Genomic DNA, 23,926 nt, shown 5'->3' on the forward strand with positions numbered 1-23,926 from the left:
AGTCCCGGATGGTGCCCCATTCTGAGTAAGAAATGTTATCCGCAGAAGGTGGCCGTCGAACCGACTTTGGCGCGCCATTGCTGGTCCTTCTGGTGTTCTTGAGGTTAGGGTGCACGTCGTTCGGTGGCCCGGTCGCTCATCTTGGATATTTTCGAGCAGAGTTCGTCGAGCGACGCAGATGGCTGGGTGATCGCGCGTATGCGGATCTTGTCGCATTGTGCCAGTTTCTTCCCGGCCCGGCATCAAGCCAGGTCGGCATGGCGATCGGTTTGCAGAGAGCTGGAATACTCGGTCTTGTCGCGGCATGGCTCGGGTTCACACTGCCATCTGCGGTATTGCTGTTCGGGTTCGCGCTCGGCGTATCGACCCTTGGCGACGTATCGCAGGCTGGATGGGTGCTGGGCCTGAAGGCTGCGGCGGTCGCGGTCGTGGGTCATGCTGTGCTCGGGATGGCAAAGTCACTCACGCCTGATGCGCGACGAGCGACGATTGCTGTCGGGGTGCTCACTGTCGTGCTGCTCGTACCCGGCCCGCTGACGATGTTCGGCGCGATGGCCTTGGCCGGGATCGCGGGGTTCTTCGTCTGTCGATCCCCGAGCACGACCGAGAACGATGAACCGCGTTTCCGGGTGCGCCTGCGGCCCGCAGTCGGATGGTTGAGCCCGGCTGTGTTCGTCATGCTGCTCGCAGGGTTGCCGATTTTTGCTGTGTTCACCGGCAACGCCACGGTAGGCCTGATTGACACCTTCTATCGTGCGGGGTCGTTCGTGTTCGGCGGCGGGCATGTCGTGCTCCCGCTTTTGCAGGCTGAGACAGTGCAGACTGGACTGGTGGAGCCGGGTGCGTTCCTCGCGGGGTATGGTGCCGCGCAGGCGGTGCCAGGGCCGCTGTTCACCTTCGCCGCGTTTCTCGGAGCGGTCACCACGGGCGGCCCGAGTGGGCTGCTCGGCGCATCCATTGCGCTGCTCGCGATCTTTCTGCCGTCTGCGCTGCTCGTGATGGGGGTGCTGCCCTTCTGGGAGCGGTTGCGTCGTGCGCCGAGAGTGCAGCGTGTGCTGACGGGCGTGAACTCCGGAGTCGTCGGGCTGCTCGCCGCCGCGCTGTACGACCCCGTATTCACCGCGGGTGTCACGAACGCCGCATCACTCGTCGTCGCGGCACTCGCGTTTGTCGCACTCACGTCCTGGAAAACAGCGGCATGGGCGGTAGTGCTCGGGGCCGCAGGAGCCGGGGCATTGCTGCTCTGAACGCGCTACGCGGATACTCAGGCGAGGCTGGCCAACAATGCGAGAAGCGTGCCCGCCTGGGAGGATTGAAGCATGAGCCGTTTTTCATCTCTGGTCAGGGCATATCCACTCGTGATCGCAACACTGTTGGTGGCTATGATCGGGTTGGTTCTTTTAGCGACTCCGGCCATTGAGTCGGCCAGCTGGATTGTGGGTGCGTATGCGCTCGTGATTGCCGGGTGGGAGGCGGTCGGGATGATCCGGCAGCTCATCCGAGGGCACGCCGGGCTCGACATTCTTGCGGTGACGGCAATCACCGCTGCAGTGCTCGTTGGGGAGCCGTGGGCGGCGCTCGTGGTGGTGCTGATGCTCACCGGCGGGGCGGCCCTCGAAGATTACGCTGAGAACCGTTCGAAGCGGGAACTGACCGCGCTGCTGCGTAAGGCACCCCAGCAGGCCACGCGCATCCTCGCCCCAAGCGCACCCGGCGCGGACATGCACGGGCATACTGCCGAGGTCACGACCGAGGACATACCGGTCGAAGAAGTCGAGGTGGGTGATCTGTTGTTGGTGCGGCCGGGTGCACTCGTGCCTGTGGACTCGATCCTCGTCTCCGAGCACGCCGTGTTCGATGAGTCGTCATTGACCGGTGAAAGTCTGCCCGTTGAGCGTGACGCGGGAGAGAAAGTGTCGAGCGGTGCGGTGAATGGACAAGCCGCAGTCACCATGCGGGCTGCGGCTCCGGCCGCCGAGAGCGAGTATCAGCAGATTGTTCGGCTCGTCGAACAAGCCGCGGGGAGCAAAGCCAAAGTCGTGCGGCTCGCAGATCGGTACGCGGTGCCGTTCACAGTGCTCGCGCTCGTGATCGCCGGGATCGCGTGGGCGGTCAGTGGAGAGGCTGTCCGGTTTGCCGAGGTGCTGGTGGTGGCGACCCCATGCCCGCTGCTGATCGCCGCGCCGGTCGCGTTTCTCGGTGGCATGAGCCGTGCCGCGAGGTTCGGGCTGATCGTCAAGGGCGGCGGCACCCTCGAACAGCTTTCACGAGCCCGCTCGGCGGCATTCGATAAGACCGGCACCATCACTACCGGCAAGCCAGTGCTCGAACGCCTTCTGCCCGCCGACCGCGCCAGCGAAGACGAGCTGCTGCGTTTCGCAGCCTCAGCGGAGGTGTACTCCTCTCACGTGCTTGCGGACTCCGTCGTGCAGGCCGCGAAACAGCACGGCTTGTCGCTCGTCGAAGCCGAACATGCCGAGGAGATCGCGACAAACGGAGTCGCGGCTGTGTTCCGCACTCCTGACGCACCTGAGGCAGTGACGGTTCGTGTCGGCAAGCCCTCCTGGGTGCGCCACTCCGCGCCGGACCTCGTGCTGGCAGACCTTGCTCCTGGGGAACTCGCAATCTACGTCTCAGTCGATGGCCGTTTCGCCGGAGCCATCGTCATGCGCGACCAAGTGCGCGAAGAAGCAGCCCAGGCTCTCCGTCAGCTGAGCGCACTCGGTATCGAGCGTACGCTCATGGTCACCGGAGACGTTGCAGCCACCGCCGAACCCATCGCGCGGCGCCTTGGAATCAGCGAGGTGCACGCGGAGTGCCGCCCCGGCGACAAAGTTCGCATTGTCAGTAGCGTGCAGCCCCGCCCGCTCATCATGGTCGGTGACGGCCTCAACGATGCCCCGGTGCTCGCTGCTGCGGATATTGGCTTCGCAATGGGGGCGCGCGGTGCAACCGCAGCATCGGAGTCTGCGGACATCGTGAACCGCTACGACACGCTCTCGGCCCTGCCGCGCGCGGTGAGCATCGGCAAGGACACCGTGCGGATCGCACTGCAAAGCATCTGGCTCGGCATCATCATCAGCGTCGGCCTCATGCTCATCGCCGCCTTCGGGTTCCTCCCAGCACTCCTCGGCGCGTGGCTGCAAGAAGTCGTTGACCTGGTGGCCATCCTCGGCGCACTCCGTGCAGTCGGCCCACGATCTGAGCGAATCACACGATCATCACCAGTCGCATCGACGGAACAACTTCACTTCAGCACGACCCAAGACAGGAAATGAACAATATGGCATCCAACTCAAGCACCACGCCGCATCCCGGCGAAGCCCACCTGCAGAACGTGGGCCAACGTTTGAACTGGCTACGTGCAGGGGTGCTCGGCGCAAACGACGGCATCGTCTCTACCGCGGGTGTCGTCGTCGGTGTCGCTGCCGCTACACCAAACAACGTACTGGCAATCGCGACGGCCGGTATCGCCGCCGTAGTTGCCGGGGCGTTCTCAATGGCTGGCGGAGAGTATGTTTCGGTGAGCACCCAACGCGACACAGAGAAAGCGCTCATCGCAAAAGAACGGTGGGAGCTCGAAACCATGCCCGAGGAGGAGCTTGAAGAACTCACCGAGCTCTATCGACAGCGGGGCCTCTCAGATGACCTCGCACATCAGGTCGCGGTGCAGCTTACCGAGACGGACGCTCTCGCCGCTCACGCAGAGGTCGAACTCGGAATCGACCATGAAGAGTTCACAAGCCCGTGGGCAGCCGCCGTGTCATCGTTCATTGCGTTCGCCGTTGGAGCGCTGATCCCACTCATCATGATCTTGCTCCCCGTCGGCGGACACCGAGTTTGGATCGCAGCCATCGCAGTTGTGATCGGCCTCTTCCTCACCGGTTGGATCAGCGCTGCGCTCGGTGGCGCGCCGCGCGGTCGCGCAATTCTCCGGAACGTGGTCATGGGCTCAGCGACCATGATCGCCACATACGCCATTGGGGCACTCTTTGGCGTGGCCATCGGATAGGCCGCTTCTCGTGATCCGGCCCGATTTCATGTGCTAACTCATGTGCTACCGACGCTGCTAGGTTGTGAATCGCGGTGCAGTTATCCACAGGTGGGCCTCGCAGAAAGCGCGGAATCATGCGGCAGAACGCCGATTCACGATTTCGTGTGCGAGGGGGAACGGATCAGTTCAAGTCCCCCCTCGCGCACACGAGTCGCGAAGGCCCCGGATCGGATGATCCGGGGCCTTCGCCGTTCCCCCGCATCGGCTGGCGGCGCAACGATGCGGAAACCATCACTTACCAATCCGCCCCTGGGCTGGGATGATGGCGATACCGGCCTTCCTGTGAGACCGTCCACCCGGAGACGCATCCGGGCGCACTGCTTCAATGCGAGGTACGTGGCCATGGACATCCTGGGCTCTCTCTGGAGCATCATCGTCTTGTTCTTCTGGGCTTTTGTCTTCATTTCTGCGCTGTTCGCGGTCATCGCCGTGGTCAGCGACCTCTTCCGGGACAAGGAACTGGGCGGCTGGTGGAAGGCGCTCTGGCTCGTCTGCCTCGTGTTCCTGCCGCTCTTGACGGCGCTCGTCTACCTCGTCGTCCGCGGCCGCACCATGGCCGTGCGCACGAGTCTGCGCCAGCAGGAGGCCCAGGAGGCCACCGAGCACTACATCCGTTCCTTCACCGCGCCGAGCCCGGCCGAGGAGATCTCCCGGGCCAAGGCGCTGCTCGATTCCGGAACCGTCTCGGCGGACGAGTTCGAGCAGCTCAAGAAGCGCGCCCTCGCGGGCGCCCCCGCCTAGGGGAGGGAAGAGGCCATGATCCGCCTGCTCCTGTCCATCGCCGTCAACCTGATCGGCTCCGCCCTCGCGCTCCTCGTGGCCTCCTGGGTCATCGAGGGCGTCACGCTCCAGCTCGGCGGCTTCCTCGTAGCCGTCGGCATCTTCACGGCCGCGCAGGCCATCCTCGCGCCGTTTGTGTTCAACATGGCCCGTAAGTACGCCTCCGCCGTCCTCGGCGGGATCGGCCTGGTGTCCACGCTCCTGGCGCTGTGGGTGGCCACCCTGTTCCCGGGCGGGCTCGAGATCACCGGGGGCCTCGCGTGGGTCGCCGCCACCGTGCTCGTCTGGCTCGTCACCGCCCTCGGCGCGTGGATCCTCGCGGCCCTCGTGATCGACCGCTGGTGGCAGCGCCGCCAGGGGACGCCCCGGCAGCAGCGCCACCGCCCGGCCTGAGTTGGCGCGCAGGGGACCCGATCCCCGCGCACGCGCCTCGTCGGCGCGGAAACGGCGGACGACGCCGGCGCCCACCCCGGGGGGTGGGCGCCGGCGTCGTCCTGTTCGGCCTTCAGCGCTCCAGGACCACGTCCTCCGTGTTCGGGAAGAGGTACTTGTAGCTCAGGCCCGCGATCGCCGCGCCGATCAGCGGTGCCACGATGAACAACCACACCTGGCCGAGCGCCTCGGGACCGGCGAACCAGGCGACGCCGAGGGAGCGGGCCGGATTCACGGACGTGTTGGTCACCGGGATCGAGACGAGGTGGATCAGGGTCAGCGCCAGGCCGATCGCGATCGGCGCGAAGCCCGCGGGCGCCCGTGAGTCGGTCGCCCCGAGGATCACGAAGAGGAACACGGCCGTCAGCACCACCTCGATCAAGAGCGCCGCGGCCAGCGAATAGCCGTCCGGTGACCGCTCCCCGAAGCCGTTGGACGCGAACCCCGACGCGACCGGGTCGAAGCCCTCCTTGCCCGTCGCGATGAGCAGCAGGAGGGCGCCGGCGACGGTCGCTCCCACGAGCTGCGCCACCCAGTAGGGGAGCACCGAGCCGCGGTCGATCCGCCCCGCGAGGAGCGCCCCGAGCGTCACCGCCGGGTTGAAGTGGCCGCCCGAGATGTGTCCGACGGCGTAGGCCATGACCAGCACGGTCAGGCCGAACGCGAGGGCCACCCCGAGGAAGCCGATGCCCATGTTGATGTCCTGGTCCGTGACCACGCTGGCCGCGAAGACCGCGGCTCCGCAGCCGCCGAAGACCAGGACGAACGTGCCCAGGAACTCCGCCCCGAGCCTCGATGCGAGTGGTGATGGATTCATTGCCGGTCCTTCCCCTGCAGGCCGATGGTGATCCCCAAGGTAGCCCCCGATGGCCGTCCTTGTCACCGGCCTGTCCCGTGCGGGCGTTGACGGCCCCGCATAGACTGGCCGGGTACCGGGAACCGCAACCTCGGAAGGAGCCTGCGTGGCCGAGAAGACCCCGCACCAGAACACCGCCTTCGACTCGGCGGGCACGCCCGCCCACGGCTACCTCGCACTGCCGGAGTCGGGCTCGGGCCCCGGCGTGATCGTCATCCAGGAATGGTGGGGCCTCACGGACCACATCCGGGACGTCGCGGACCGGCTCGCGGCCGAGGGCTTCGTCGCGCTCGCGCCGGACCTCTACGGCGGCTGGATCACGCACGACGGCGACGAGGCCGTCGAGATGATGTCCCGCCTGCCTGCCGAGGACGGCGCCCGCCTGCTCGCCGGCGCCGTGGACCACCTGCTCTCCCTCGACGCCGTGACGTCGGAGACCGTCGGGGCGATCGGCTTCTGCATGGGCGGTGGATTCGTCCTGGCGCTCGCCGCGCAGCAGGGGCCCAGGGTCTCGGCGGCCGTCCCCTACTACGGCGTGGGCCAGGCCGTCCCGGACTCCTACGCGCGGCTCACCGCCGCGGTCCAGGGCCACTACGCCGAGCAGGACGGCTTCTACCCCGTGGAGCAGGCCCGCGCCCAGGAGGAGCAGATCCGCCGCGAGTCCGGGGCCGACGTCGAGTTCTTCTACTACGACGCCCCGCACGCCTTCCACAACGACGCCAACCCGCAGGGCAACTACCGCCCCGAGGCGTCCCGCCAGGCCTGGGAACGCTCCCTCGCGTTCCTGCACCAGCACGTCAAGTAACACCAACCCAGGAGGAACACATGTCAGGAACGGTCATCGTCGGGGTCGACGGCAGCGAGACGTCCTTCAAGGCCGCCTCGCGGGCGGCCACCGTCGCCGCGGGCCTCGGCGCGACGCTGCGCGTCGTCACCGCCCACGCAAAGGACAACACCGAGGTGGTGCAGATCGGCAGCGATACCTGGATCCTCGACGACGCGGAGCAGGCGCAGAAGCTCGCCGAGAAGACCGCCGTGAAGCTGCGCGAGCAGGTCCCCGGCGCCCAGGTCGAGGCCGTCGCCGTCAAGGGCAAGCCGGCCGAGGCGCTCGTCGAGGAGGCCACGCGCAGCAGCGCCCAGCTGATCGTCGTCGGCAACGTCGGCATGAAGGGGCTGGGCCGCGTGCTCGGCTCGGTCGCGAGCGCCACCGCGCTCAACGCCCCCTGCGACGTGTACATCGTCAAGACGGCCAGCTAGCGGGCCGCGGTCCTTCGGGGGCGGGCACCAGGGCCGGGTACGACGCCGGGGCCCCCTTCCGGACGGAAGGGGGCCCCGGCGTCGTGCTGTCTTCGGGTCCGCCCGTCAGGCGTCGGCGGGCCCTGAACCCTGCTTCGCCGCGGCGGCCTCGCGGACGCGCTTCTCCTCGGCGCGGACGGCGGCCATGTTGGCGCGCTCGGCCTGGAGCCACTCCGGACGGTCGGCGAGCAGCGCCTCGATCTCGGCGGTCGTCAGGGCCTCGGTGATGCCAGCGCGGGCCAGACCGGAGATGGAGACGTTGAGCTTCTGCGCCACGACGGGGCGCGGGTGCGGACCGTTCTGGCGCAGGTCCACGAGCCACTGCGGCGGCTCGTTGAGGAGCTCGTTCAGCGCCTCGCGCGTGACCCCGTTCTCCTGGAACTCCGCGGGTGCGGCGGAGAGGTAGATGCCGAGCTTCTTCGCGGCGGTGGCAGGCTTCATGGTCTGCGGGGTCTTGGGACTCATGACCTCAAGGGTACCGGCCGCGGCGGTAGGGTGGGTGCGTGCCAGGACTGAGAATCGCGTTCGTCCCCGGGGTCACGCCGGGCAAGTGGCTGGACCGCTGGCGGGACCGCTATCCCGACGCGCCCGTCGAGGCCCGACTGCTCGAGTCCGGCGACCCGCTCGAGGTGCTCGAGGGGGGCGGGGCCGAGCTCGTGTTCCTCCGCTTCCCCGACGGGCAGTCCCCCGCGGGGGCGGCGCTCCACGTCATCCCGCTCTACGAGGAGCTTCCGGTCGTGTGCGCACCGAAGGAGCACGACGTCGAACTGTACGACGACGAGGTCCCCGCCTCCGAGCTCGCCGGCTTCACCGTCCTGGACCTCGACGACTACCCGCCCGAGATCGGCGGGGTGCGGATGGCGCTCGAGGTCGTCGGTTCCGGCGCCGGGGTCGTGGTGCTGCCCCTGTCCGTGGCCCGCCAGTACCAGCGCAAGGACGTGGTCCACCGCGTGCTCGCCGGGGCGCCGACGACGCGGATCGGCCTGGCGTGGCGCCGGCCGCAGGGCGACGATCCCGAGGATCCGCTCATCGAGGAGTTCGTGGGGATCGTGCGCGGGCGCGGCGCCAATTCGTCCCGGCAGCCGTCCGTGCAGGAGCGCCAGCAGGCCGAGGCCGCGAAGGCGCAGAAGCGGCGGCAGTCCTCGGCCGCCCCGTCGACCCGGGGCGGCCAGCGTGCCGGCGGATCAAAGGGTGCGGGGCCGTCCAAGGGCTCCGGGAAGCCGAAGGGCTCCGGCAAGGGCGGCCCGCGCAAGCCCGGGGGCCGCGGCAAGCGCTGAGCGCCGGCCGCGGCCCGGGCGTCAGCCGATCGAGGCCAGGGCGAAGATACCGGCCGCGATTCCGAAGCCCATGACGCCGATGAGCGTCTCGAGCACGGTCCACGTCTTCAGGGTCGTCTTGACGTCCATCTCGAAGAAGCGGCCGACGAGCCAGAAGCCCGAGTCGTTGACGTGCGAGGCGATCACCGAGCCCGCGGCGACGGCCACGACCATCGTGGCGAGCTGGAAGTCGTTCATCCCGGCGGCCGCGACGGCGGTCGTGAGCAGCCCCGCGGTCGTCGTCAGGGCCACGGTCGCCGAGCCCTGGGCGATGCGCAGGACGCCGGAGATCAGGAAGCCGGCCAGCAGGAGCGGGACGCCGAGGTCGCCCAGGACGTCGGCGAGTGCGTCGCCGATGCCGGAGGTGCGCAGGACGCCGCCGAACATGCCGCCGGCGCCCGTGATGAGGATGACGGAGCAGACGGGGCCGAGCGCCTGCTCCATGACCTGCTCGATCGCGGTGGAGTTCATGCCGCGGCGCAGCCCGAGTGCGAGGGCGGCAACGAGGAGGGAGATCAGGAGCGCGACGGGGGTGTCGCCGAGCGTGCGCAGGACCTGGTACCAGAGCGTGTCGGCGGAGCCCTCGGGCAGGACGCCCGCGGAGTTGAGCGTGTTCAGGCCCGTGTTGAGGAAGATCAGGAGCAGCGGGAGCAGCAGCACGGAGACCACGGTCGCGAAGCGCGGCGGGTTGGCCTCGTGCTCGGCGTCCGCCTGGCCGAGGATCGACGGGATCGGCAGCACCCACTTGCGTCCGGCCCAGAGGCCGAACAGGTAGCTCGTGACGTACCAGGTGGGGAGGGCGACGATCAGGCCGACGATCATCACGTGGCCGACGTTCGCGCCGAAGAACTCGCTCGCGGCGACGGGCCCGGGGTGCGGCGGGACGAAGATGTGCATGACGGAGAACGCGCCGGCGGCGGGCAGGCCGTAGCTGAGCACGGAGCCGCCGAGCCGGTGTCCGACGGCGAAGACGACGGGCAGCATGACGACGAGGCCGGCGTCGAAGAAGATCGGGAAGCCGAACAGCAGCGACGCGACGCCCAGGGCGAACGGCGCCCGCTTCTCCCCGAACTTGTCGATGAGGTAGTCGGCGAGGACCTTGGCGCCGCCGGAGGTCTCGACGATCCGGCCGAGCATCGCGCCGAGGCCCACGAGGAGGGCGACGCTGGCCAGCGTGGAGCCGAAGCCCCCCGTGAGCACGGAGACGATCCTCCCGGCGGGGATGCCGGTCGCGAACGCGGTGAGGAGGCTGACGACGATGAGCGCGATGAACGCGTGCATCCGCAGCTTCATGATGAGGAACAGCAGGACGGCGATGGCCGCGGCGGCGATGCCGAGCAGGGGTCCTGCGCCCAGGGTCTGGGTCCAACCTTCGAGGGTCATGGGGTCTCCGTGGTCGTGGGTGAGGGGGTGGGGTGGAGGTCGAGGGACGCGAGGGCTCGCCGCAGCAGGTCTTCCTCGCTGGAGTCGTTGACGAGGACGACGCCGGACTCGTCGCCTTCCAGCGCCTCGAGCGTCTCGAGCTGGCTGGGGAGGAGCCCGGGGGGCATGAAGTGCCCGGCGCGGTGTTCCATGCGGTCCGTGATGAGCGCCGGATCGCCGGTGACGTGGAGGAAGAGCACGCGGCCCGGGGCTTCGCGGAGGAGGTCGCGGTAGCTGCGCTTGAGGGCGGAGCACGTGACGATGCTTCCGGCGTGCCCGGTCCCCTGCCCGGCCATCCAGTCGCGGATCGAGCGCAGCCAGGGCCAGCGGTCGTCGTCGGTGAGCGGGGTCCCGGCGGCCATCTTGGCGATGTTGTCCCGGGAGTGGAAGTCGTCGGCCTCGGCGGCCGGCCAGCCGAGGCGGCGGGCCAGGTGGGAGGCGAGGGTGGTCTTGCCGGACCCGGAGACGCCCATCACCACGAGGTGGGTCGCGGGCGGGGGTGGCGGTTCTGCCATGGGGGCTCCTGGGAGGACATCGTTGGCCTGGGTCCACGGGCGTGGGCCGGATTCGGATAAAAGATAGCACCTTTGAATCCGCAAAGGTAGTACCTGTTCTGGCCGAGTGGCGCCGTGCTGGCTAGGATCGGAGCATGAACCTGCCCGCCGGTGCCGACGTCCTCCAGGAGCGCCTCATCGAGGAGCTCGGCCGCGAGATCGTCGACGGCGTCCTGGCCCCGGGATCCCGGCTCACGCTCGGCGGGCTGCAAGAGCGCTTCGGCGTCTCCCGCACCGTCGTCCGCGACTGCATGCGCGTGCTCGAGTCCCTGCGGCTCGTCTACCCCAAGCGGCGCCTCGGGCTCGTCGTCCACGATCCGCGCCACTGGAACCGCTACGACCCGCGCGTCATCGCGTGGCGCCTCGCCGGTCCCGGGCGCCAGGAGCAGTTCACGGAGCTCACCCAGCTGCGCATCGCCGTCGAGCCCCTCGCCGCCGCGGGTGCCGCCCGCCTGGCCGCCGACGAGGCCCGGACGCGCCTGACCGACCTCGCCGGCGAGCTGCGCCGGCTGGGCGAGGCCGGCGACCTCGAGGGCTTCCTCGCAGTCGACACCGCCTTCCACCGGCTCCTGCTCGAGGAGAGCGGGAACTCGATGTTCGCGGCGCTGCACGAGGTCGTGGCGGAGGTCCTGGCCGGCCGCACGCACCAGGGCCTGATGCCCTTTAATCCCCGCGAGATCGCGCTCAAGCGGCACGAGGAGGTCGCGGCCGCCGTCGCCGCGGGGGACTGTGCCGCGGCCGAGCGCCACATGCAGGAGCTCGTCGACGAGGTCCGCGCGGCCCTCGACGCCGGGCTCCACGGCCCCCACGCCGAGACCTCCGGGGCGTAGCCCGGGCCGGCCTACGATCCCTCGAGCCGGTCCTCGAGCAGCCCGGCGAGCGAGGCGTGCGTCGAGCATTCGCCCGCGAGCTGGTAGCGGATCCCGGCCGGGCCCGCCGTGAGGGCCGCGCGGCGTCCATCGTCCCGCAGCCCCGTGGTGCTCGCCTGGCCGTCCGGGCCGATCCCCGCCCCGTCGAGCAGCGTGTAGCCCCGCTCCACGAGGAAGGCCTCCGCCACCGCCAGCGCCTCCTCGGCGGAATCCTGGGCGGGCCCGAAGAGCGCGAGGCGGAACTGGAAGACGTCCTCCTGCGGGCCGGCGCAGCGCTGCGGGACCAGTCCGTCGCGGTAGTCCCGGGCCGCATAGGGGGTCCCCTCGCGGCCCGTCCAGGTCCCGGGGAAGGCCTCCATGAGGGCCTCGGCCTCCTCGAGCGCCGAGCCCATGAGCTCCTCGGCGCTCGCGTTGCCGGGCGCGGCGGGGCCGCCCGCGGACCCGGATCCGGTGGTGGGGTTCATGGCGGTGGAGCCTCCTGGGGATGGTTCGGCGGCGGGGGAGCAGGCGGCGGCACCGAGCGCGAGCCCGGCCGCGATCAGGGTGGCGGCGAGCCGGACGACGGCGGTGCGGGACAACATGGAGCCCACGCTACGGTAACCGGCCCGCCGGGCGGACCCGGGCGACACGGCGCCCCGCGGGAGGGGACGGGCCCCCACGGCCGTCCGTCCGGCGTCGTCCTCCCGGGCGGGGTTAGAGGGGATTGAGGCCATCGAGGAACTTCCTTCCACGATCCATGGCGGCTTCGACGTCGAACCCCTCGGTGCGGGTGAGGTGCTCGACGACGCGCCGCGTCCCCGTCACCGCGTCCTTCCCGGCCTCGACCAGGCCGTCGTGCACCCGCTCCGCGCCGCCCTGGAGCGCGTCCGTGCCGCCGTTGCCGAGGTCCTGGAGGGCCTCGAGCCCGCCGTGGCCCGCCCCCTGCAATCCGTCGACGGCCAGGTTCACGAGCCCCTGGCCCGCGTCCACACCCCTGTTCACGACGTGCTGGCCGGCGTCGATCCCGGCGTCGAGCACCGACTGACCCGCGTCCACGCCCCCGTTGACCAGCGTCGAGACCGGGCCGGGAAGGTGCCGCGTGGCCCCGGACTGCAGGCGGTCGATGAGCGAGCCCGCCCCGTCCTGGCCGCGGTCGACGGCGGAGTCGACCCGCCGCTGCGTCCCGTCGACGGCGGCGTTCGCCCCGTCCTGCTGCCGGTCGACGTACCCGGAGACGGCGTCCTGGAACGCGTCGTAGCGCGCGTTGCCGCGCAGCTGCGCGTCGTCGATGCCCTGCTGGACGTTCTGGTACGCCTCCTCGATGGAACGGACCCGGGCCGTGACGTCCTCGATCATCGTGTCCCGCCGGGACTGCCCGATGAGCTCGATCGACTCCCCGCGGCCGTCGAGGATCGCCATGATCGAGTTGTAGGACTGGCTGCCGGGCTCGATGTAGCCCCAGCCGTCGTCGTTCGCGGACCCGGCGACCTGGTCGTGGCCCGTGCCGGCGTGGCCCGGGATGTTCCCCTCGCCGTCGGAGGAGAAGACCCGCGCCCCGAACGCGTCGTCGGTGGGGCTGATCCGGGGTACGTCGCCGAAGAAGGAGCCGACCTGGCCGATCGGCGCCCAGGGGTCCTTGTAGGCCAGGGTCGCCCAGACGTTGCCGTCCCTCACGTTGAAGTCGGACGCGTGGTCCGCGGCGCCCGGATCGATCCCCGCCGAGCCGTACATCACGAAGTGGTCCACGGCGTGCTCGGTGCGGGTCAGGGCGTAGGCCGCCGTCGTGGTGCCGTAGGAGTGGGCGACGACGTTGACCTGCGGGACCTCCCGGTCCCCGTGGGCGGAGCGCGTCTCGTGGAAGCCGTCGAGCGCGTGCGCCAGGGCGGTCCCGCCGACGTCGGCCTGCGCCACGTTGAGCACCTCCGGGCTGCCCGCGGTGTCCAGGTGCTGCGGCAGGTCGGGCGAGTCGTAGCCGAGCCACAGCACGGCCGCGCTCCCGGGGCCGAGGCCGTCGTAGACGTCCTGGAGGTTGTCCATCTCGCCCGTCGTGTTGTGGGTGCCGCTGCCCATGCCGGAGACCGAGAACGTCACGTTCCCGGCGTGGTCGACGTCGCCGATCGAGACGGCCGCGAGCGGGCGCCCGTCGGGGCTGAAGGAGAGCAGCCCGCGCGGTCCGCTGTCCGGACCGGCCGGCAGGAGAGCCTCGCGGATGTTCCGGTAGGCGGCCCGCTGCTCCGCCGTGTAGGAGGGGTCGTCGAGGACCAGGGCGAGGGTGGTGCGGTTGGCGGCGTCCCGCGTCGCATAGGGGACGCCCTGCGTGTTGCCCACGAGCGCCGGGAGGGTCGCGAGGAGCGCTGCCCGGGCCTCCTCGCCGAGCCCGTTCCACCAGGCGGCGCCCTCGCGCCCGCCCGGGAACGTGTCCAGGTCCGCGGCCGTGACCGGCAGGGGCGGCGCGGTGGCGCGCGTCTCGGGATGGGCCGCGCCGAGGGCCTCGATCTGCTCCGGCGTGAGCGTGGCCAGGTGCGCGTAGTAGGCGGAGACGTCCGCGCCCGTCGCCCCGGGGCGGGTGGCGGCCTCGAAGAGCTCGCGCGCGGTCGAGACGGCGGCCGAGTTCGTCCCGTAGTCGAAGTGGGCGGTGGTGTCCGTGGCGGTCCGGGCGATCCCGTCCAGCGCCGTGTCGTAGTCGTCCTGGGCGGCCTCCCAGTCCTCGGCGATGCCGTCCGCGATGCCCTGCAGCTCGGCCCGGGCCAGGGCGACGATCAGCTGGTGGTGGAGGGGGTCGGCGGCGTCCGTGGCCCGGTCGACCTCCGCCTCCTTCGCGGGCAGGGTCGTGTCCCGCAGGGTGGTGCGGCGTGTCTTCAGCGAGGTGATCGCCGTGGCGAGGGCGCGCGCCGCGGTCCGGACCGTCTCCGCCGAGCCGAGGAGGTCCTCGGCGTCGGTCAGCGGCCGGGCGAAGGCCGCGAAGAGCGCGGGTTCCCCGGGCCCGTCGTAGACCCCGGGCAGCCCCGCCCACGTGGTGTGCGCGGCCTCGACGTGGTCGTAGACGTCCTGCGCGGCATCCTTGAGCGTGCCCGCGGCGGTGCGGACGGCCTCGGCGTCGGGGAGCTCGTCGGTGGCGGAGAGGTCGACGCCGAGCGGGTAGTAGACCATGGCGTCAGGACGCCTTGGCGCGGGCGTCGTCGGCCATCCGCTCGTCCCCGTCGACGACGGCGTCGAGCACGCCCCGCCCGGCGGCGGCCGCGTTCTCGCAGCGCACGACGACGGCGAGGCCGTCCGGTCCCAGCACGTCCTCGCCGAGGCGCTCGGTGCGGGCCGCGCCGCGGCTGCCGCCCAGAGCGCCCTTCAGTGCCGCGACGGCGTCCTCGAGCGCGACCACGTCCTGCGGCAGGTCCAGGACCGTGGTGTCGAGGGTGTTGAGCAGCGTGCGCATGCCGCCCACGTCGAGCTCGTACTTCACCGTGGCCTCCCGGGGTCCCGACGCGGCCGGTGCCGCGTCCGGACACGACGCTAGCGCGCCCCGGCGGGCGTGGCGATGGGGAGAACTCCCCGTGGCGCGCCGGTAGCGTGGAGCCCATGCGCATTCCGGACTCCCAACCGTTCGTCCCCGTCATCCTCGGCGGGGACATCGGCACCTATTCCCTGGCCCGCGAGTTCCACGAGGCCTACGGCGTCGTCAGCGCCGCCGTTCCCGCGCAGTCCAACGGCGTCCTGGAACACTCGGTCGCCGTGGACGTCCGCCCGGCGGGCACCATGGTGGACGAGTCCGCTGTCGTCGCGCACCTCCTGGCGCTCGGGGCGGAGCTCACGGGGAACGGCGCGAACCCGCGCCCGCTCCTGCTGTGCGGATCGCTGGACCTGCAGGTCATGCTCATCACGCGCCACCGCGCGCGTCTCGAGCCGCTCTACACGATCCCCTACGTGCCGCTCGAACTCATGGAGCGCGCTGCGCTGAAGCAGAACTTCTACGCCCTGTGCGCCGAGCTGGGCGTGCCCCATCCCGTCACGATCGAGTACGACGCCGGGGCCCACCCCCGGCCCCTGCCCGCCGAGCTGCCGTTCCCCCTCATCGGGAAGCCGTCGGACTCCTCCGCATGGGTGCGGGCGAGGTTCGCGGGCAAGCAGAAGGTGCACTCGATCGCGGACCGCGCGGAACTCGAGGACCTGCTGGAGCGGATCGCGTCCTCCGGCTACGAGGGCACGTTCATCCTCCAGGAGTCGATTCCGGGCGGCGACGAGAACATGCGCCTGTGCACGTACTTCTGCGACGCCCCCGGCTCGGTGCGCCTCGCCGCCTACGGCGAGGTGGTCGTGGAGGAGCACGCCCCGATCGTGCTGGGCAACTCGGCGGCGATCGTCGTGGCCCGCGACGACGAGGTCATCGCCCAGGGCCGGCGGATCCTCGAGCACCTCGGCTGGACGGGGTTCGGGATGTTCGACGCCAAGCTGGATCCCCGGGACGGCGTGGTGAAGTTCTTCGAGCTGAATCCGCGCCTGGGCCGCAACCACTACTACGTCACGGCCGCGGGCCACAACGCGGCCCGCTACTACGTGCGCTCGGCCCTGGGCCCGGACTTCGAGCCGTCGGGGCTGCCCGAGGGGATGGCCGTGGCCGACGCCGAGGTGCTCTACACCGTCCTGCCCGCCCCGTTGCTCAAGCGGCACCTGCGCGGGCCGGTCGGCGGGAAGGCCGCCCGCCTGCTCCGCGCCCGCCGGGCCGTGAACCCCCTGCGCTACCGTGCCGAGCGGCACCCGCGGCGGCTGCTCTACCTCGCCATCAGCGCCGCGAACCAGTTCCGCAAGTACGCCAAGTACCCGCCGCGCACGCAGTAGCCGGGCCCGCGGCTCCCGGGCACGCGGCAGCCGCCGCACGGCGCCCGCTGGAGCCCCGGCGGCGGGATCTGGCATGCTGGCCACAGCACGGCGGCCCCGCGGCCGCACCGCCACCACGCAAAGGAGCGCCCATGGACTGGGGAAGCTACGCCACGCTGAGCCTCGAGCAGGACGGCGACGCCCTGATCGTCACGGTCAACCGCCCCGAGGCGCTGAACGCCTTGGCCAACCAGGTCGTCGACGACCTCCTGGCGCTCACCGGGCGGCTGGAGGGGATCGGCCGCGACGCCGACTGGCCGGTGCGCGGGATCGTCCTCACGGGCGCCGGGACCAAGGCCTTCGTGGCCGGGGCGGACATCCGCGAGATGGACGGCATGGACCCCGCCACGGCCGAGGCCTACGGCCGGCGCATGCACCAGGTGACGCTGCGGCTCGAGGAGCTGCCCGTGCCCGTGATCGCCGCGGTCAACGGCTTCGCCCTCGGCGGCGGCTGCGAGCTGGCCCTGGCGTGCGACTTCATCTACGCCTCCGCGGACGCCTCCTTCGGCCAGCCCGAGGTCGCCCTGGGCCTGGTCCCCGGATTCGGCGGCTCGGTGCGACTGCAGCAGCGCGTCGGCGCGGGTCAGGCGCGCGAGCTGATCTTCACGGGCCGGCGCATCGACGCGCGGCACGCCCACGGAATCGGCCTCGTCAACCGGGTGTTCGACGACGCCGCGGCCCTGATGGACGGCGCGCGCGCCACGATCGCCGAGCTCGCCCGGGTCTCGCCGACGGCCGTCGCCAACGCCAAGCGCACCATGCACCGCGTCCAGGGCCTGGGGGTCGCCGAGGGGCTCGAGGTGGAGGCGGCGGGCTTCCGCGAGGCGTTCACGACCGAGGACTCGGCCGTGGGCCGCGCCGCGTTCGTGGCGAAGGAACGCGCCGCGTTCCCCGGCCGCTGAGAACGTGCCCGCCGAGCAGGTGCCCGCCGATCCCGTGCCCGCCCGCCCCGTGACCCCGTCCCCGCACGGACCCGCCGTGCACCGCTACGGGGACGCGCCGAGCCAGTACGCCGAACTGACCCTGCCGTCGGGCACCCACCGCGGCACCGCCGTCGTCATCCACGGGGGATACTGGCGTACCGCGTACGACGCCGGGCTCGGCCGCCCGCTCGCCGCCGACCTCGCGGCGCGGGGCTGGGCCGCCTGGAACCTCGAGTACCGGCGCACCGGTGGGCCCGGGGACGACCGCGGAGGATGGCCGGAGACGTTCGAGGACGTCGCGGCGGGACTGGATCTGATCCCCGGGGCGTTCGCCGGGCTCGGGCTCGATCCGGGACCCGTGGTGCTGATCGGCCACTCGGCCGGCGGGCACCTCGCGGTGTGGGCGGCCGGGCGGCACGTCCTGCCCGCCGGGTCGCCCGGCGCGGAACCGCTCCTGCGTCCCGCCGGCGTCGTGAGCCAGTCGGGGGTGCTGTGCCTGCACGACGCCGCGGCCCGGCAGCTGAGCGACGGCGCCGCCCGGATCCTGCTCGGCGCGGACCCGGACGAGGCGCCCGCCCGATGGCGCGGCGCCGACCCGCTCGCGATGCTGCCGATCGGCGTCCCCGTCGCCGTGATGCACGCAGACGCCGACCTCGACGTCCCGTCCGCGCAGGGGATCCGCTACGCCGAGGCGGCCCGCGCCGCGGGGGACCCGGTGCGCTTCCACTGGACCCCGGGAGACCACTACGCCCTGATCAACCCGGAATCCACGGCCTGGGCGGCCTGCGTGGCGGCGGCGGAGGCGTTCGCCCCGGTATATTGAATTCACCGCGTCGACTCCGAGAGGGTTCATTGTGCTGACAGTCATGGGCGAGGCCCTGGTGGACGTCCTGTCCGGAGGGCTCGCCGCACCCAAGAGCTACGTCGGGGGAAGCCCGATGAACGTCGCCGTGGGCCTGGCCCGGCTCGGGCATCCCGTGACGTTCGTGGGCCGCTACGGCGACGACGACTTCGGGCGGAAGATCCACCAGCACCTCGCGGAGAACTCGGTGCGGGAGGTCCTGTCCCCGGACGGGTTCCCGACGAGCACCGCCCGCGGCGTCCTGGACCCCGTCGGCGCCGCGACGTACGACTTCGACCTCGTCTGGGACCTCTCCGGCTTCGAGGCGGTGGCGCACCGCGCCCTCGACGACGCCCAGGTCCTGCACACCGGATCGATCGCCACCGTCGTGGAACCCGGGGCGGGCACCGTCCTCGCCGCCGTCCGCCGGGCGCGCCCGCACGCGACCATCACCTTCGACCCCAACGTGCGCCCGAGCTTCGTCGAGGACCATTCCGACGCCGTCGCGCAGGTCGAGCGCTTCGTGGCCCTGAGCGACGTGGTCCGGGCGAGCGACAGCGACCTGGAATGGCTCTACCCGAACCGCAGCGTCGAGGACACGGCCGCGGCCTGGCTCGCGATGGGCCCGGCGATGGTCGTGGCCACCTACGGCTCGCGCGGCCCGTGGGGGCTCGTGGCCGGGGGTCCGGCGCGCGCCCAGGCGCCCGTCGTCGACGTCGTGGACACCGTCGGCGCCGGCGACTCCTTCATGGCCGCGCTCGTCTCGGCGCTCGCCGACCGCGAGCTCGTCGGCGCCGCCCGGCGGGAGGCCCTGCGCCAACTGACGCCCGGCCAGCTCGGGGAGATCCTGGACTACGCCGCGCGCGCCGCCGCGATCACGGTGTCCCGGGCCGGCGCCAACCCGCCGTACCGCCACGAGATCCCCTAGCCCGGCGCCCACGCCATGCGCCTGATCGCGAGCGACATCGACGGGACCATCCTGCATCCTGACGGCAGCATCTCGCCGAGGACGGTCGCGGCCTTCCGCGGCGCCCGCGAGGCCGGGATCCACGTGGTGTTCGTGACGGGCCGCCCGTTCCGCTGGCTCGGCCCCGTCCAGCGCGCCTTCGGCCACCTCGGCACGGTGATCTGCTCCAACGGCGCGCTCGTGTACGACCTGGAGGAGGAGCGCATCCTCGAGGCCTCTCCGCTGCCGACGGCCGCCGTCGAAGAGGTCCGGGAGCGGATCCTGGGGCTGGAGCCCGGCGCCCGCTTCGCCGCGGAGACCACGCTGGGACTCTACGTGGAACCGGGGTTCGTGGAACCCGCCGAGCTCCGCCGGCTCGACGGGGTCCAGCCGGACTGGTTCCCCCTCGAGCGGCTCGAGGCCGAGGGCGTCGTGAAGCTGTTGGCGAAGTCCTCCGCGCCGACGGCGGACGTGTTCTTCGAGGCCGTGCACCCGGCCGTGGCGGACCTCGTGGCCCTGACGCATTCCGCCCCGGGGGTCGCCTTGCTGGAGATGGCCCGCCCGGACGTGAACAAGGCCGTGGCCCTGGAGCGCTTCGCCGCCGGGCACGGCTTCGGGGCCGGGGACGTCGTGGCCTTCGGGGACATGCCGAACGACGTCGAGATGCTCGCCTGGGCCGGCCGCGGCTATGCCATGGACTCCGGGCACCCGCTGGCCAAGGCGGCCGCCGCCGGACTGGCCCGGAGCCTGGAGGACGACGGCGTGGCCCGCGTTATCGAGGACCTCCTCGCCGAAACGCCCCGCTAACCCGCCGCAGCCGTTGAGCCGTCGCTCAGGATCCGTCGCGCGGTTCCGGCGGCCGGGCGTCGAACCAACCGGCGTAGGGCCGCGGCAAGGGGCGCAGGAGCGGTTGGGGCAGGGGGCCGCGTTGGGAAAACGGCACGCCCGATCTCATCGGATTCCAGTATGCCGAATCGGGTATATGCGCGTTACGGAATTCAAGGAGGGCGGTGGTTTCGGAGCCCGACACGAGCGCCCGCGCGGCGCCGGAATGCTTCAGGAAGGCCGCGAACTCGGGGATCTCCACGTCGTCGGCACAGCAGATGACGCCGCCCTCGAGGCCCTCGCCCTGCAGGGCCGCAGCCGCCGGAGGTCCGTCCCACGCGCTGAAGCCGGACGCGAGCTGGGCGGGGCCGGGGCGGTGCTTTCGGACGTGCCCGCCGAGGTTCCCGAAGCGGTCCCACCAGCTCAGCGCAACGAAGCGCGCCCCGGCGTCGTGCTCCGGGCTCGAGGCGACCAGGGCGATCCCGGAGGTGCGCGCGATCTCGGCGAAGCGGGCCCTGAGCGCCCCGCCGGACGCGGTGGGATCCGGTGCGCAGAACAGCTCGGGGGTCACGAGCACGGCCGCGCCGTCGTACGCCGCGGCCTCCGCCCAGGCACGCACGAGGTCCAGGTTCTCCCGGGCGCTCGGACCGGGGGATCCGTGCGCGAGCCGGACGAGGGCCACGGGCCGCCTCCTGCCGTAGAGTGTCACGCGTGAACGCACCGGTCCCGCGCGGGGTTCCGTACCTGCATCGTAGCCTCCCCGGTTCTGCCCGGGGACCGCTCGCCTTCGCCCATCGCGGCTTCGCGCCGGACGGGGCGGAGAACACGATGGCCGCGTTCCGCGCCGCCGTCGAGCTGGGATTCCGTTACCTCGAGCTGGACGTGCGGACCAGCCGGGACGGCGTCCTCATGGTCTTCCACGACGAGACGCTCGAGCGCACCACGGACGGGTCGGGCCGGCTCGGCGACCACACGGCGGCGGAGCTCGGGGCTTTCCGGGTCGCCGGCACGGAGCCGATCCCCACCTTCGAGGAGCTCCTGGCCGCCTGGCCGGACGTGCACCTGAACGTGGACCTCAAGGACGCGGCCGGGGCGGAGCCGATGGCGCGCCTGATCGAGCAGTACGGGGCGCGGGACCGCGTGCTCGTGGCCTCCTTCTCCGACGCCCGCCGCCGCGCCGTCCAGCGGCGCGTGCCCGGACCCCTGGCCGCGAGCCCGGGAGCTCCGCTCGTCGCGGCCTTCACGCTGCTGTCCGCGCTGGGGCTGCAGCGGCTCCTGCGGCCGTGGCTGCGCGGCGTCGTGGCGCTGCAGGTGCCGGAGCGGTCCGGCCGCTTGCCCCTCGTGACGCCGCGCTTCCTGGCCCACGCGCATTCCGAGGGCCTGCACGTGCACGTGTGGGTCGTGGACGAGCCAGGCGACATGCGCCGGCTGATCGACCTCGGGGTCGACGGGATCATGACGGACCGGGCCGACCTCTTGGCGGGCGTCCTGGCCGAACGGGGAGCCTGGCCGCAGCGCTGACCCCGCCGGCGGGGTGGCGGCTATCCCAGGACCGGCTGGATGAGCTCTGCCAGGGGACGCAGGGTCAGGTGCGCGTAGCGCCGCAGCTCGTCCTCGTCCGCTCCGGAAAGGATCCGCATCCACGTCCCGTGCGCCTGCATCTTCCCGATCCTCAGGGCCGGTTCCACGTAGGGGCGCAGCTGCTCGACCGTGCCGTACTCCCGCCACTGCTCCAGGTAGGCCGTGACCACGCGCCGGATCCGCGGGTCCGACGGCGTCGTGCCGAGCTCCTCGCACATCGCGGCGATGGGCCGGCCGAGGCTGGAGAACGGGTGGGCCCAGTACGCGTCGCCGAGGTCCATGAAGCGCAGCGGCTCGTCCGGGGTGGAGGGCAGGAAGGTGTTGTTCCGGTGCAGGTCGTTGTGCTCCAGCGTCAAGGGCACGGGCCCGGCGGCGAGGTAATCGCACATCCCGTGGATGACGTCGAGCTGGCGGTGCAGGTCCTCCGCGTCGCGCGCGGGCAGGTGCAGGGGGTGCTCGGGAGGCATCGAGGCATGCAGGACCAGTTGCTCGTCGATGTAGGCGGGCAGCCAGGCCGGGTCCATGTGCAGAAGCCCCGCGTCGAACAGCGTGTCGCCGAAGGGGACGAGCTCGAGCTGGAGCCTCGCGAAGTCGCACACGAGGCGGACCCACAGCTGGTAGTCCGTGCTCGGCAGGGACGTCAGCGTGTCGCCGTAGTCGGGGGAGATCATCCAGCCGCGGGCCGGTTCGATCGCGAGCGGCATGACGAGCTGCTCGGGCGCCAGGTTGGCTGCCGTCGCCGTGACCGAGGCCTCGCCCTGCTGGCCCGGGTTGTTCGCCTTGAAGTACAGCCGCCCGTGGTCGGTGGGGACCACGATCTGCGTGGACCAGAGCCGGATCCGCTTCTGCTCCAGGGGGCCGGTCTGGGCCAGCGAGTAGGTGTCCAGGACCATGGAGATCCATTCCCGGACCCCGGCCTGCCACTGCTCGGAGGCCCACTCCCGGTTCCACTCTGCCACCGGGCCATCCTACCGGTGCGCGGGTGGGGCCGCCGCCGGGCTCAGCCGAGCTTGCTGGGCTCGGTGCCCGTGTCCTCCGGGGCGTCGGTGGGCTCCGTGCCGCGGACGCGGGCGATCGCGGTCATGGCGTGGAAGACGAGCAGCGTGGCGGCGGTGCCGAGCGCGATCCCGCCGAACTTCATGCCGCCGACCTCGAGGGACTCGCTGCCCATGGCGATCGCGATGATCAGTCCGGTGCCGGCGGTCATGAGGTTGATGGGGTTGGAGAAGTTGACCTGGTTCTGCACCCACAGGCGGGCGCCGATGATGCCGATCATGCCGTACAGGACGATCCCCGCGCCGCCGCTGACGCCCTGCGGGATGGTGTTGATGACGGCGCCGAACTGCGGCAGGAAGGACACCAGGATGGCCACGGTCCCGGCGACCCAGTAGGCGGCGGTGGAGTAGACGCGGGAGGAGGCCATGACCCCGATGTTCTCCGCATAGGTCGTGGTGCCGGAGCCGCCGCCGACGCCGGCCAGGACGGTCGCGGCGCCGTCGGCCATCAGGGCGCGGCCGTTGACGCCGTCCAGGTTGCGCCGGGTCATCAGGCCCACGGTCTTGACGTGGCCGATGTTCTCGGCGACCAGGACGAACACCACGGGCAGGAACAGGACCATCACGTCCAGGTGGAACGCGGGCAGGGCGAACGGCGGCAGGCCCAGCCAGGACGCGTCGCCGACCTTCGAGAAGTCCACCTGGCCCTGGGCGAGGGCCACGAGGTAGCCGACGACGATGCCGAGCAGGATGGACAGGCGCCCCAGCAGGCCGCGGAAGAGCACGGCGGAGACGACGATCGCCGCGACGGTCGTGAACGTGGTGAGCGTGAACTCCTTCATCGCGGGGAAGGTCGTGGAGGCCAGGTTCAGGCCGATGAGCGCCACGATCGTGCCCATGACGACGGGGGGCATGAAGGCGTGGATCCACCCCGTGCCGGCCCTTTGGACCACGAGGCCCACGAGGAACAGCGCCGCGCCGGCCACCACGATCCCGCCGAGCGCCCCGGCCATGCCGTGCGCGCTCATGGAGGCCGTGACGGGGGCGATGAACGCGAAGGAGGAGCCGAGGTAGCTCGGCACGCGCCCGGCGGTGACCACCAGGAAGAGCAGGGTGCCGATGCCGGAGAACAGCAGGGTCGTGGTGACCGGGAACCCGGTGATGGTCGGCACGAGCACGGTGGCGCCGAACATCGCCATGACGTGCTGCACGCCGATTCCGGCGGTCTGGAACCAGCCGAGCCGCTCGTCGGGCGCCACGACCGTGCCGGGGCGGATGGTGCGCCCGTCGCCGTGGAGCGTCCAGCCGAGGCCGAGCGGGTGCCGCGGCGGCGCGTCGGTGCGGGGGGTGGGGGCGGGCTGGCCGGGCGTCGTGCTGCTCATGGGGCT

The 23,926-nt window shown here is 71.5% G+C and carries 25 protein-coding genes; 15 read left to right on the forward strand and 10 right to left on the reverse strand.

The genetic code is table 11. The features are described from left to right. Positions 1 to 32: 32 nt before the first annotated feature. From chrA to AC0QR5_RS12455, 5 genes are all read left to right on the forward strand, one after another. Entirely contained in the window at positions 33 to 1,247 is a 1,215-nt protein-coding gene (chrA, locus tag AC0QR5_RS12435; RefSeq protein WP_329861957.1) for a chromate efflux transporter, read from the forward strand. Between the two features lie 72 nt (positions 1,248 to 1,319). Continuing rightward, the gene (locus AC0QR5_RS12440; RefSeq protein WP_054682432.1) at positions 1,320 to 3,278 is read left to right on the forward strand and encodes a heavy metal translocating P-type ATPase; all 1,959 of its coding nucleotides are present in this window, start codon (positions 1,320 to 1,322) and stop codon (positions 3,276 to 3,278) included. A 5-nt stretch (positions 3,279 to 3,283) separates the two neighbouring features. Next, entirely contained in the window at positions 3,284 to 4,012 is a 729-nt protein-coding gene (locus tag AC0QR5_RS12445) for a VIT1/CCC1 transporter family protein (protein ID WP_329861956.1), read from the forward strand. A gap of 384 nt (positions 4,013 to 4,396) precedes the next feature. Further along, positions 4,397 to 4,795: an SHOCT domain-containing protein gene (locus AC0QR5_RS12450; RefSeq protein ID WP_329861955.1), complete on the forward strand. Its 399-nt coding sequence runs from the start codon at positions 4,397 to 4,399 to the stop codon at positions 4,793 to 4,795. A gap of 15 nt (positions 4,796 to 4,810) precedes the next feature. Next, positions 4,811 to 5,227 carry a hypothetical protein gene (locus tag AC0QR5_RS12455; RefSeq protein ID WP_329861954.1) on the forward strand — a complete coding sequence of 139 codons (417 nt, stop codon included), beginning with the start codon at positions 4,811 to 4,813 and terminating at the stop codon, positions 5,225 to 5,227. Positions 5,228 to 5,339: 112 nt separating this feature from the next. Here the strand turns inward: AC0QR5_RS12455 and aqpZ are convergent, their stop codons facing one another. Beyond that, positions 5,340 to 6,083 carry an aquaporin Z gene (gene aqpZ / locus AC0QR5_RS12460; RefSeq protein WP_430633725.1) on the reverse strand — a complete coding sequence of 248 codons (744 nt, stop codon included), beginning with the start codon at positions 6,081 to 6,083 and terminating at the stop codon, positions 5,340 to 5,342. 145 nt (positions 6,084 to 6,228) lie between these two features. On the opposite strand from aqpZ, the gene AC0QR5_RS12465 reads away from it, so the two are divergent. After that, positions 6,229 to 6,927 carry a dienelactone hydrolase family protein gene (locus AC0QR5_RS12465; protein WP_329861953.1) on the forward strand — a complete coding sequence of 233 codons (699 nt, stop codon included), beginning with the start codon at positions 6,229 to 6,231 and terminating at the stop codon, positions 6,925 to 6,927. 20 nt (positions 6,928 to 6,947) lie between these two features. Continuing rightward, entirely contained in the window at positions 6,948 to 7,379 is a 432-nt protein-coding gene (locus AC0QR5_RS12470; protein WP_329861952.1) for a universal stress protein, read from the forward strand. A 105-nt stretch (positions 7,380 to 7,484) separates the two neighbouring features. On the opposite strand, the gene AC0QR5_RS12475 is transcribed toward AC0QR5_RS12470, so the two are convergent. Continuing rightward, a complete protein-coding gene (locus tag AC0QR5_RS12475; RefSeq protein WP_329861951.1) occupies positions 7,485 to 7,883 on the reverse strand; it encodes a DUF5997 family protein in 399 nt (132 codons plus the stop codon). Between the two features lie 38 nt (positions 7,884 to 7,921). On the opposite strand from AC0QR5_RS12475, the gene AC0QR5_RS12480 reads away from it, so the two are divergent. After that, entirely contained in the window at positions 7,922 to 8,695 is a 774-nt protein-coding gene (locus tag AC0QR5_RS12480; protein WP_329861950.1) for a substrate-binding domain-containing protein, read from the forward strand. 21 nt (positions 8,696 to 8,716) lie between these two features. Here the strand turns inward: AC0QR5_RS12480 and AC0QR5_RS12485 are convergent, their stop codons facing one another. Both AC0QR5_RS12485 and AC0QR5_RS12490 read right to left on the reverse strand, forming a co-directional pair. Beyond that, positions 8,717 to 10,117 (reverse strand): GntP family permease, encoded by a 1,401-nt coding sequence (locus AC0QR5_RS12485; RefSeq protein WP_329861949.1) that lies wholly within the window; start codon positions 10,115 to 10,117, stop codon positions 8,717 to 8,719. Next, positions 10,114 to 10,671 carry a gluconokinase gene (locus AC0QR5_RS12490; RefSeq protein WP_329861948.1) on the reverse strand — a complete coding sequence of 186 codons (558 nt, stop codon included), beginning with the start codon at positions 10,669 to 10,671 and terminating at the stop codon, positions 10,114 to 10,116. The genes AC0QR5_RS12485 and AC0QR5_RS12490 overlap by 4 nt, the downstream gene beginning before the upstream one ends. Positions 10,672 to 10,805: 134 nt before the next feature. Between AC0QR5_RS12490 and AC0QR5_RS12495 the strand changes: the two genes are divergently transcribed. Beyond that, positions 10,806 to 11,540: a FadR/GntR family transcriptional regulator gene (locus AC0QR5_RS12495; RefSeq protein ID WP_329861947.1), complete on the forward strand. Its 735-nt coding sequence runs from the start codon at positions 10,806 to 10,808 to the stop codon at positions 11,538 to 11,540. Between the two features lie 11 nt (positions 11,541 to 11,551). Here AC0QR5_RS12495 and AC0QR5_RS12500 read toward each other — a convergent pair whose 3' ends face one another. The 3 genes from AC0QR5_RS12500 to AC0QR5_RS12510 all read right to left on the reverse strand — a co-directional run bounded on the left by AC0QR5_RS12500 (position 11,552) and on the right by AC0QR5_RS12510 (position 15,015). Beyond that, a complete protein-coding gene (locus AC0QR5_RS12500; RefSeq protein ID WP_329861946.1) occupies positions 11,552 to 12,160 on the reverse strand; it encodes a hypothetical protein in 609 nt (202 codons plus the stop codon). Positions 12,161 to 12,272: 112 nt separating this feature from the next. Beyond that, on the reverse strand, positions 12,273 to 14,708 hold the full coding sequence (locus tag AC0QR5_RS12505; RefSeq protein WP_329861945.1) for an alpha/beta hydrolase: 2,436 nt from the start codon (positions 14,706 to 14,708) through the stop codon (positions 12,273 to 12,275). 4 nt (positions 14,709 to 14,712) lie between these two features. Further along, entirely contained in the window at positions 14,713 to 15,015 is a 303-nt protein-coding gene (locus AC0QR5_RS12510) for a hypothetical protein (protein WP_329861944.1), read from the reverse strand. 116 nt (positions 15,016 to 15,131) lie between these two features. Here AC0QR5_RS12510 and AC0QR5_RS12515 point away from each other — a divergent pair, with 116 nt between their 5' ends. The 5 genes from AC0QR5_RS12515 to AC0QR5_RS12535 all read left to right on the forward strand — a co-directional run bounded on the left by AC0QR5_RS12515 (position 15,132) and on the right by AC0QR5_RS12535 (position 19,944). Beyond that, a complete protein-coding gene (locus tag AC0QR5_RS12515) occupies positions 15,132 to 16,388 on the forward strand; it encodes a carboxylate--amine ligase (protein WP_329861943.1) in 1,257 nt (418 codons plus the stop codon). A gap of 131 nt (positions 16,389 to 16,519) precedes the next feature. Then, positions 16,520 to 17,329: an enoyl-CoA hydratase/isomerase family protein gene (locus AC0QR5_RS12520; protein WP_329861942.1), complete on the forward strand. Its 810-nt coding sequence runs from the start codon at positions 16,520 to 16,522 to the stop codon at positions 17,327 to 17,329. Positions 17,330 to 17,333: 4 nt separating this feature from the next. After that, entirely contained in the window at positions 17,334 to 18,173 is an 840-nt protein-coding gene (locus AC0QR5_RS12525; RefSeq protein WP_329861941.1) for an alpha/beta hydrolase, read from the forward strand. 31 nt (positions 18,174 to 18,204) lie between these two features. Then, complete coding sequence (locus AC0QR5_RS12530; protein ID WP_329861940.1) at positions 18,205 to 19,119, forward strand: carbohydrate kinase family protein; 915 nt, start codon at positions 18,205 to 18,207, stop codon at positions 19,117 to 19,119. Between the two features lie 15 nt (positions 19,120 to 19,134). Next, entirely contained in the window at positions 19,135 to 19,944 is an 810-nt protein-coding gene (locus AC0QR5_RS12535) for an HAD family hydrolase (protein WP_329861939.1), read from the forward strand. 25 nt (positions 19,945 to 19,969) lie between these two features. On the opposite strand, the gene AC0QR5_RS12540 is transcribed toward AC0QR5_RS12535, so the two are convergent. Beyond that, positions 19,970 to 20,644 (reverse strand): nitrilase-related carbon-nitrogen hydrolase, encoded by a 675-nt coding sequence (locus tag AC0QR5_RS12540; RefSeq protein ID WP_329861938.1) that lies wholly within the window; start codon positions 20,642 to 20,644, stop codon positions 19,970 to 19,972. 29 nt (positions 20,645 to 20,673) lie between these two features. Between AC0QR5_RS12540 and AC0QR5_RS12545 the strand changes: the two genes are divergently transcribed. Next, positions 20,674 to 21,483, forward strand: a complete 810-nt coding sequence (locus AC0QR5_RS12545; protein WP_329861937.1) for a glycerophosphodiester phosphodiesterase family protein — start codon at positions 20,674 to 20,676, stop codon at positions 21,481 to 21,483. 20 nt (positions 21,484 to 21,503) lie between these two features. Here the strand turns inward: AC0QR5_RS12545 and AC0QR5_RS12550 are convergent, their stop codons facing one another. Both AC0QR5_RS12550 and AC0QR5_RS12555 read right to left on the reverse strand, forming a co-directional pair. Continuing rightward, a complete protein-coding gene (locus tag AC0QR5_RS12550; RefSeq protein ID WP_329861936.1) occupies positions 21,504 to 22,502 on the reverse strand; it encodes an aminoglycoside phosphotransferase family protein in 999 nt (332 codons plus the stop codon). A gap of 41 nt (positions 22,503 to 22,543) precedes the next feature. Continuing rightward, positions 22,544 to 23,920 (reverse strand): uracil-xanthine permease family protein, encoded by a 1,377-nt coding sequence (locus AC0QR5_RS12555; RefSeq protein WP_329861935.1) that lies wholly within the window; start codon positions 23,918 to 23,920, stop codon positions 22,544 to 22,546. Positions 23,921 to 23,926: the final 6 nt, after the last annotated feature.

This window comes from Arthrobacter sp. J156, from assembly GCF_056172865.1.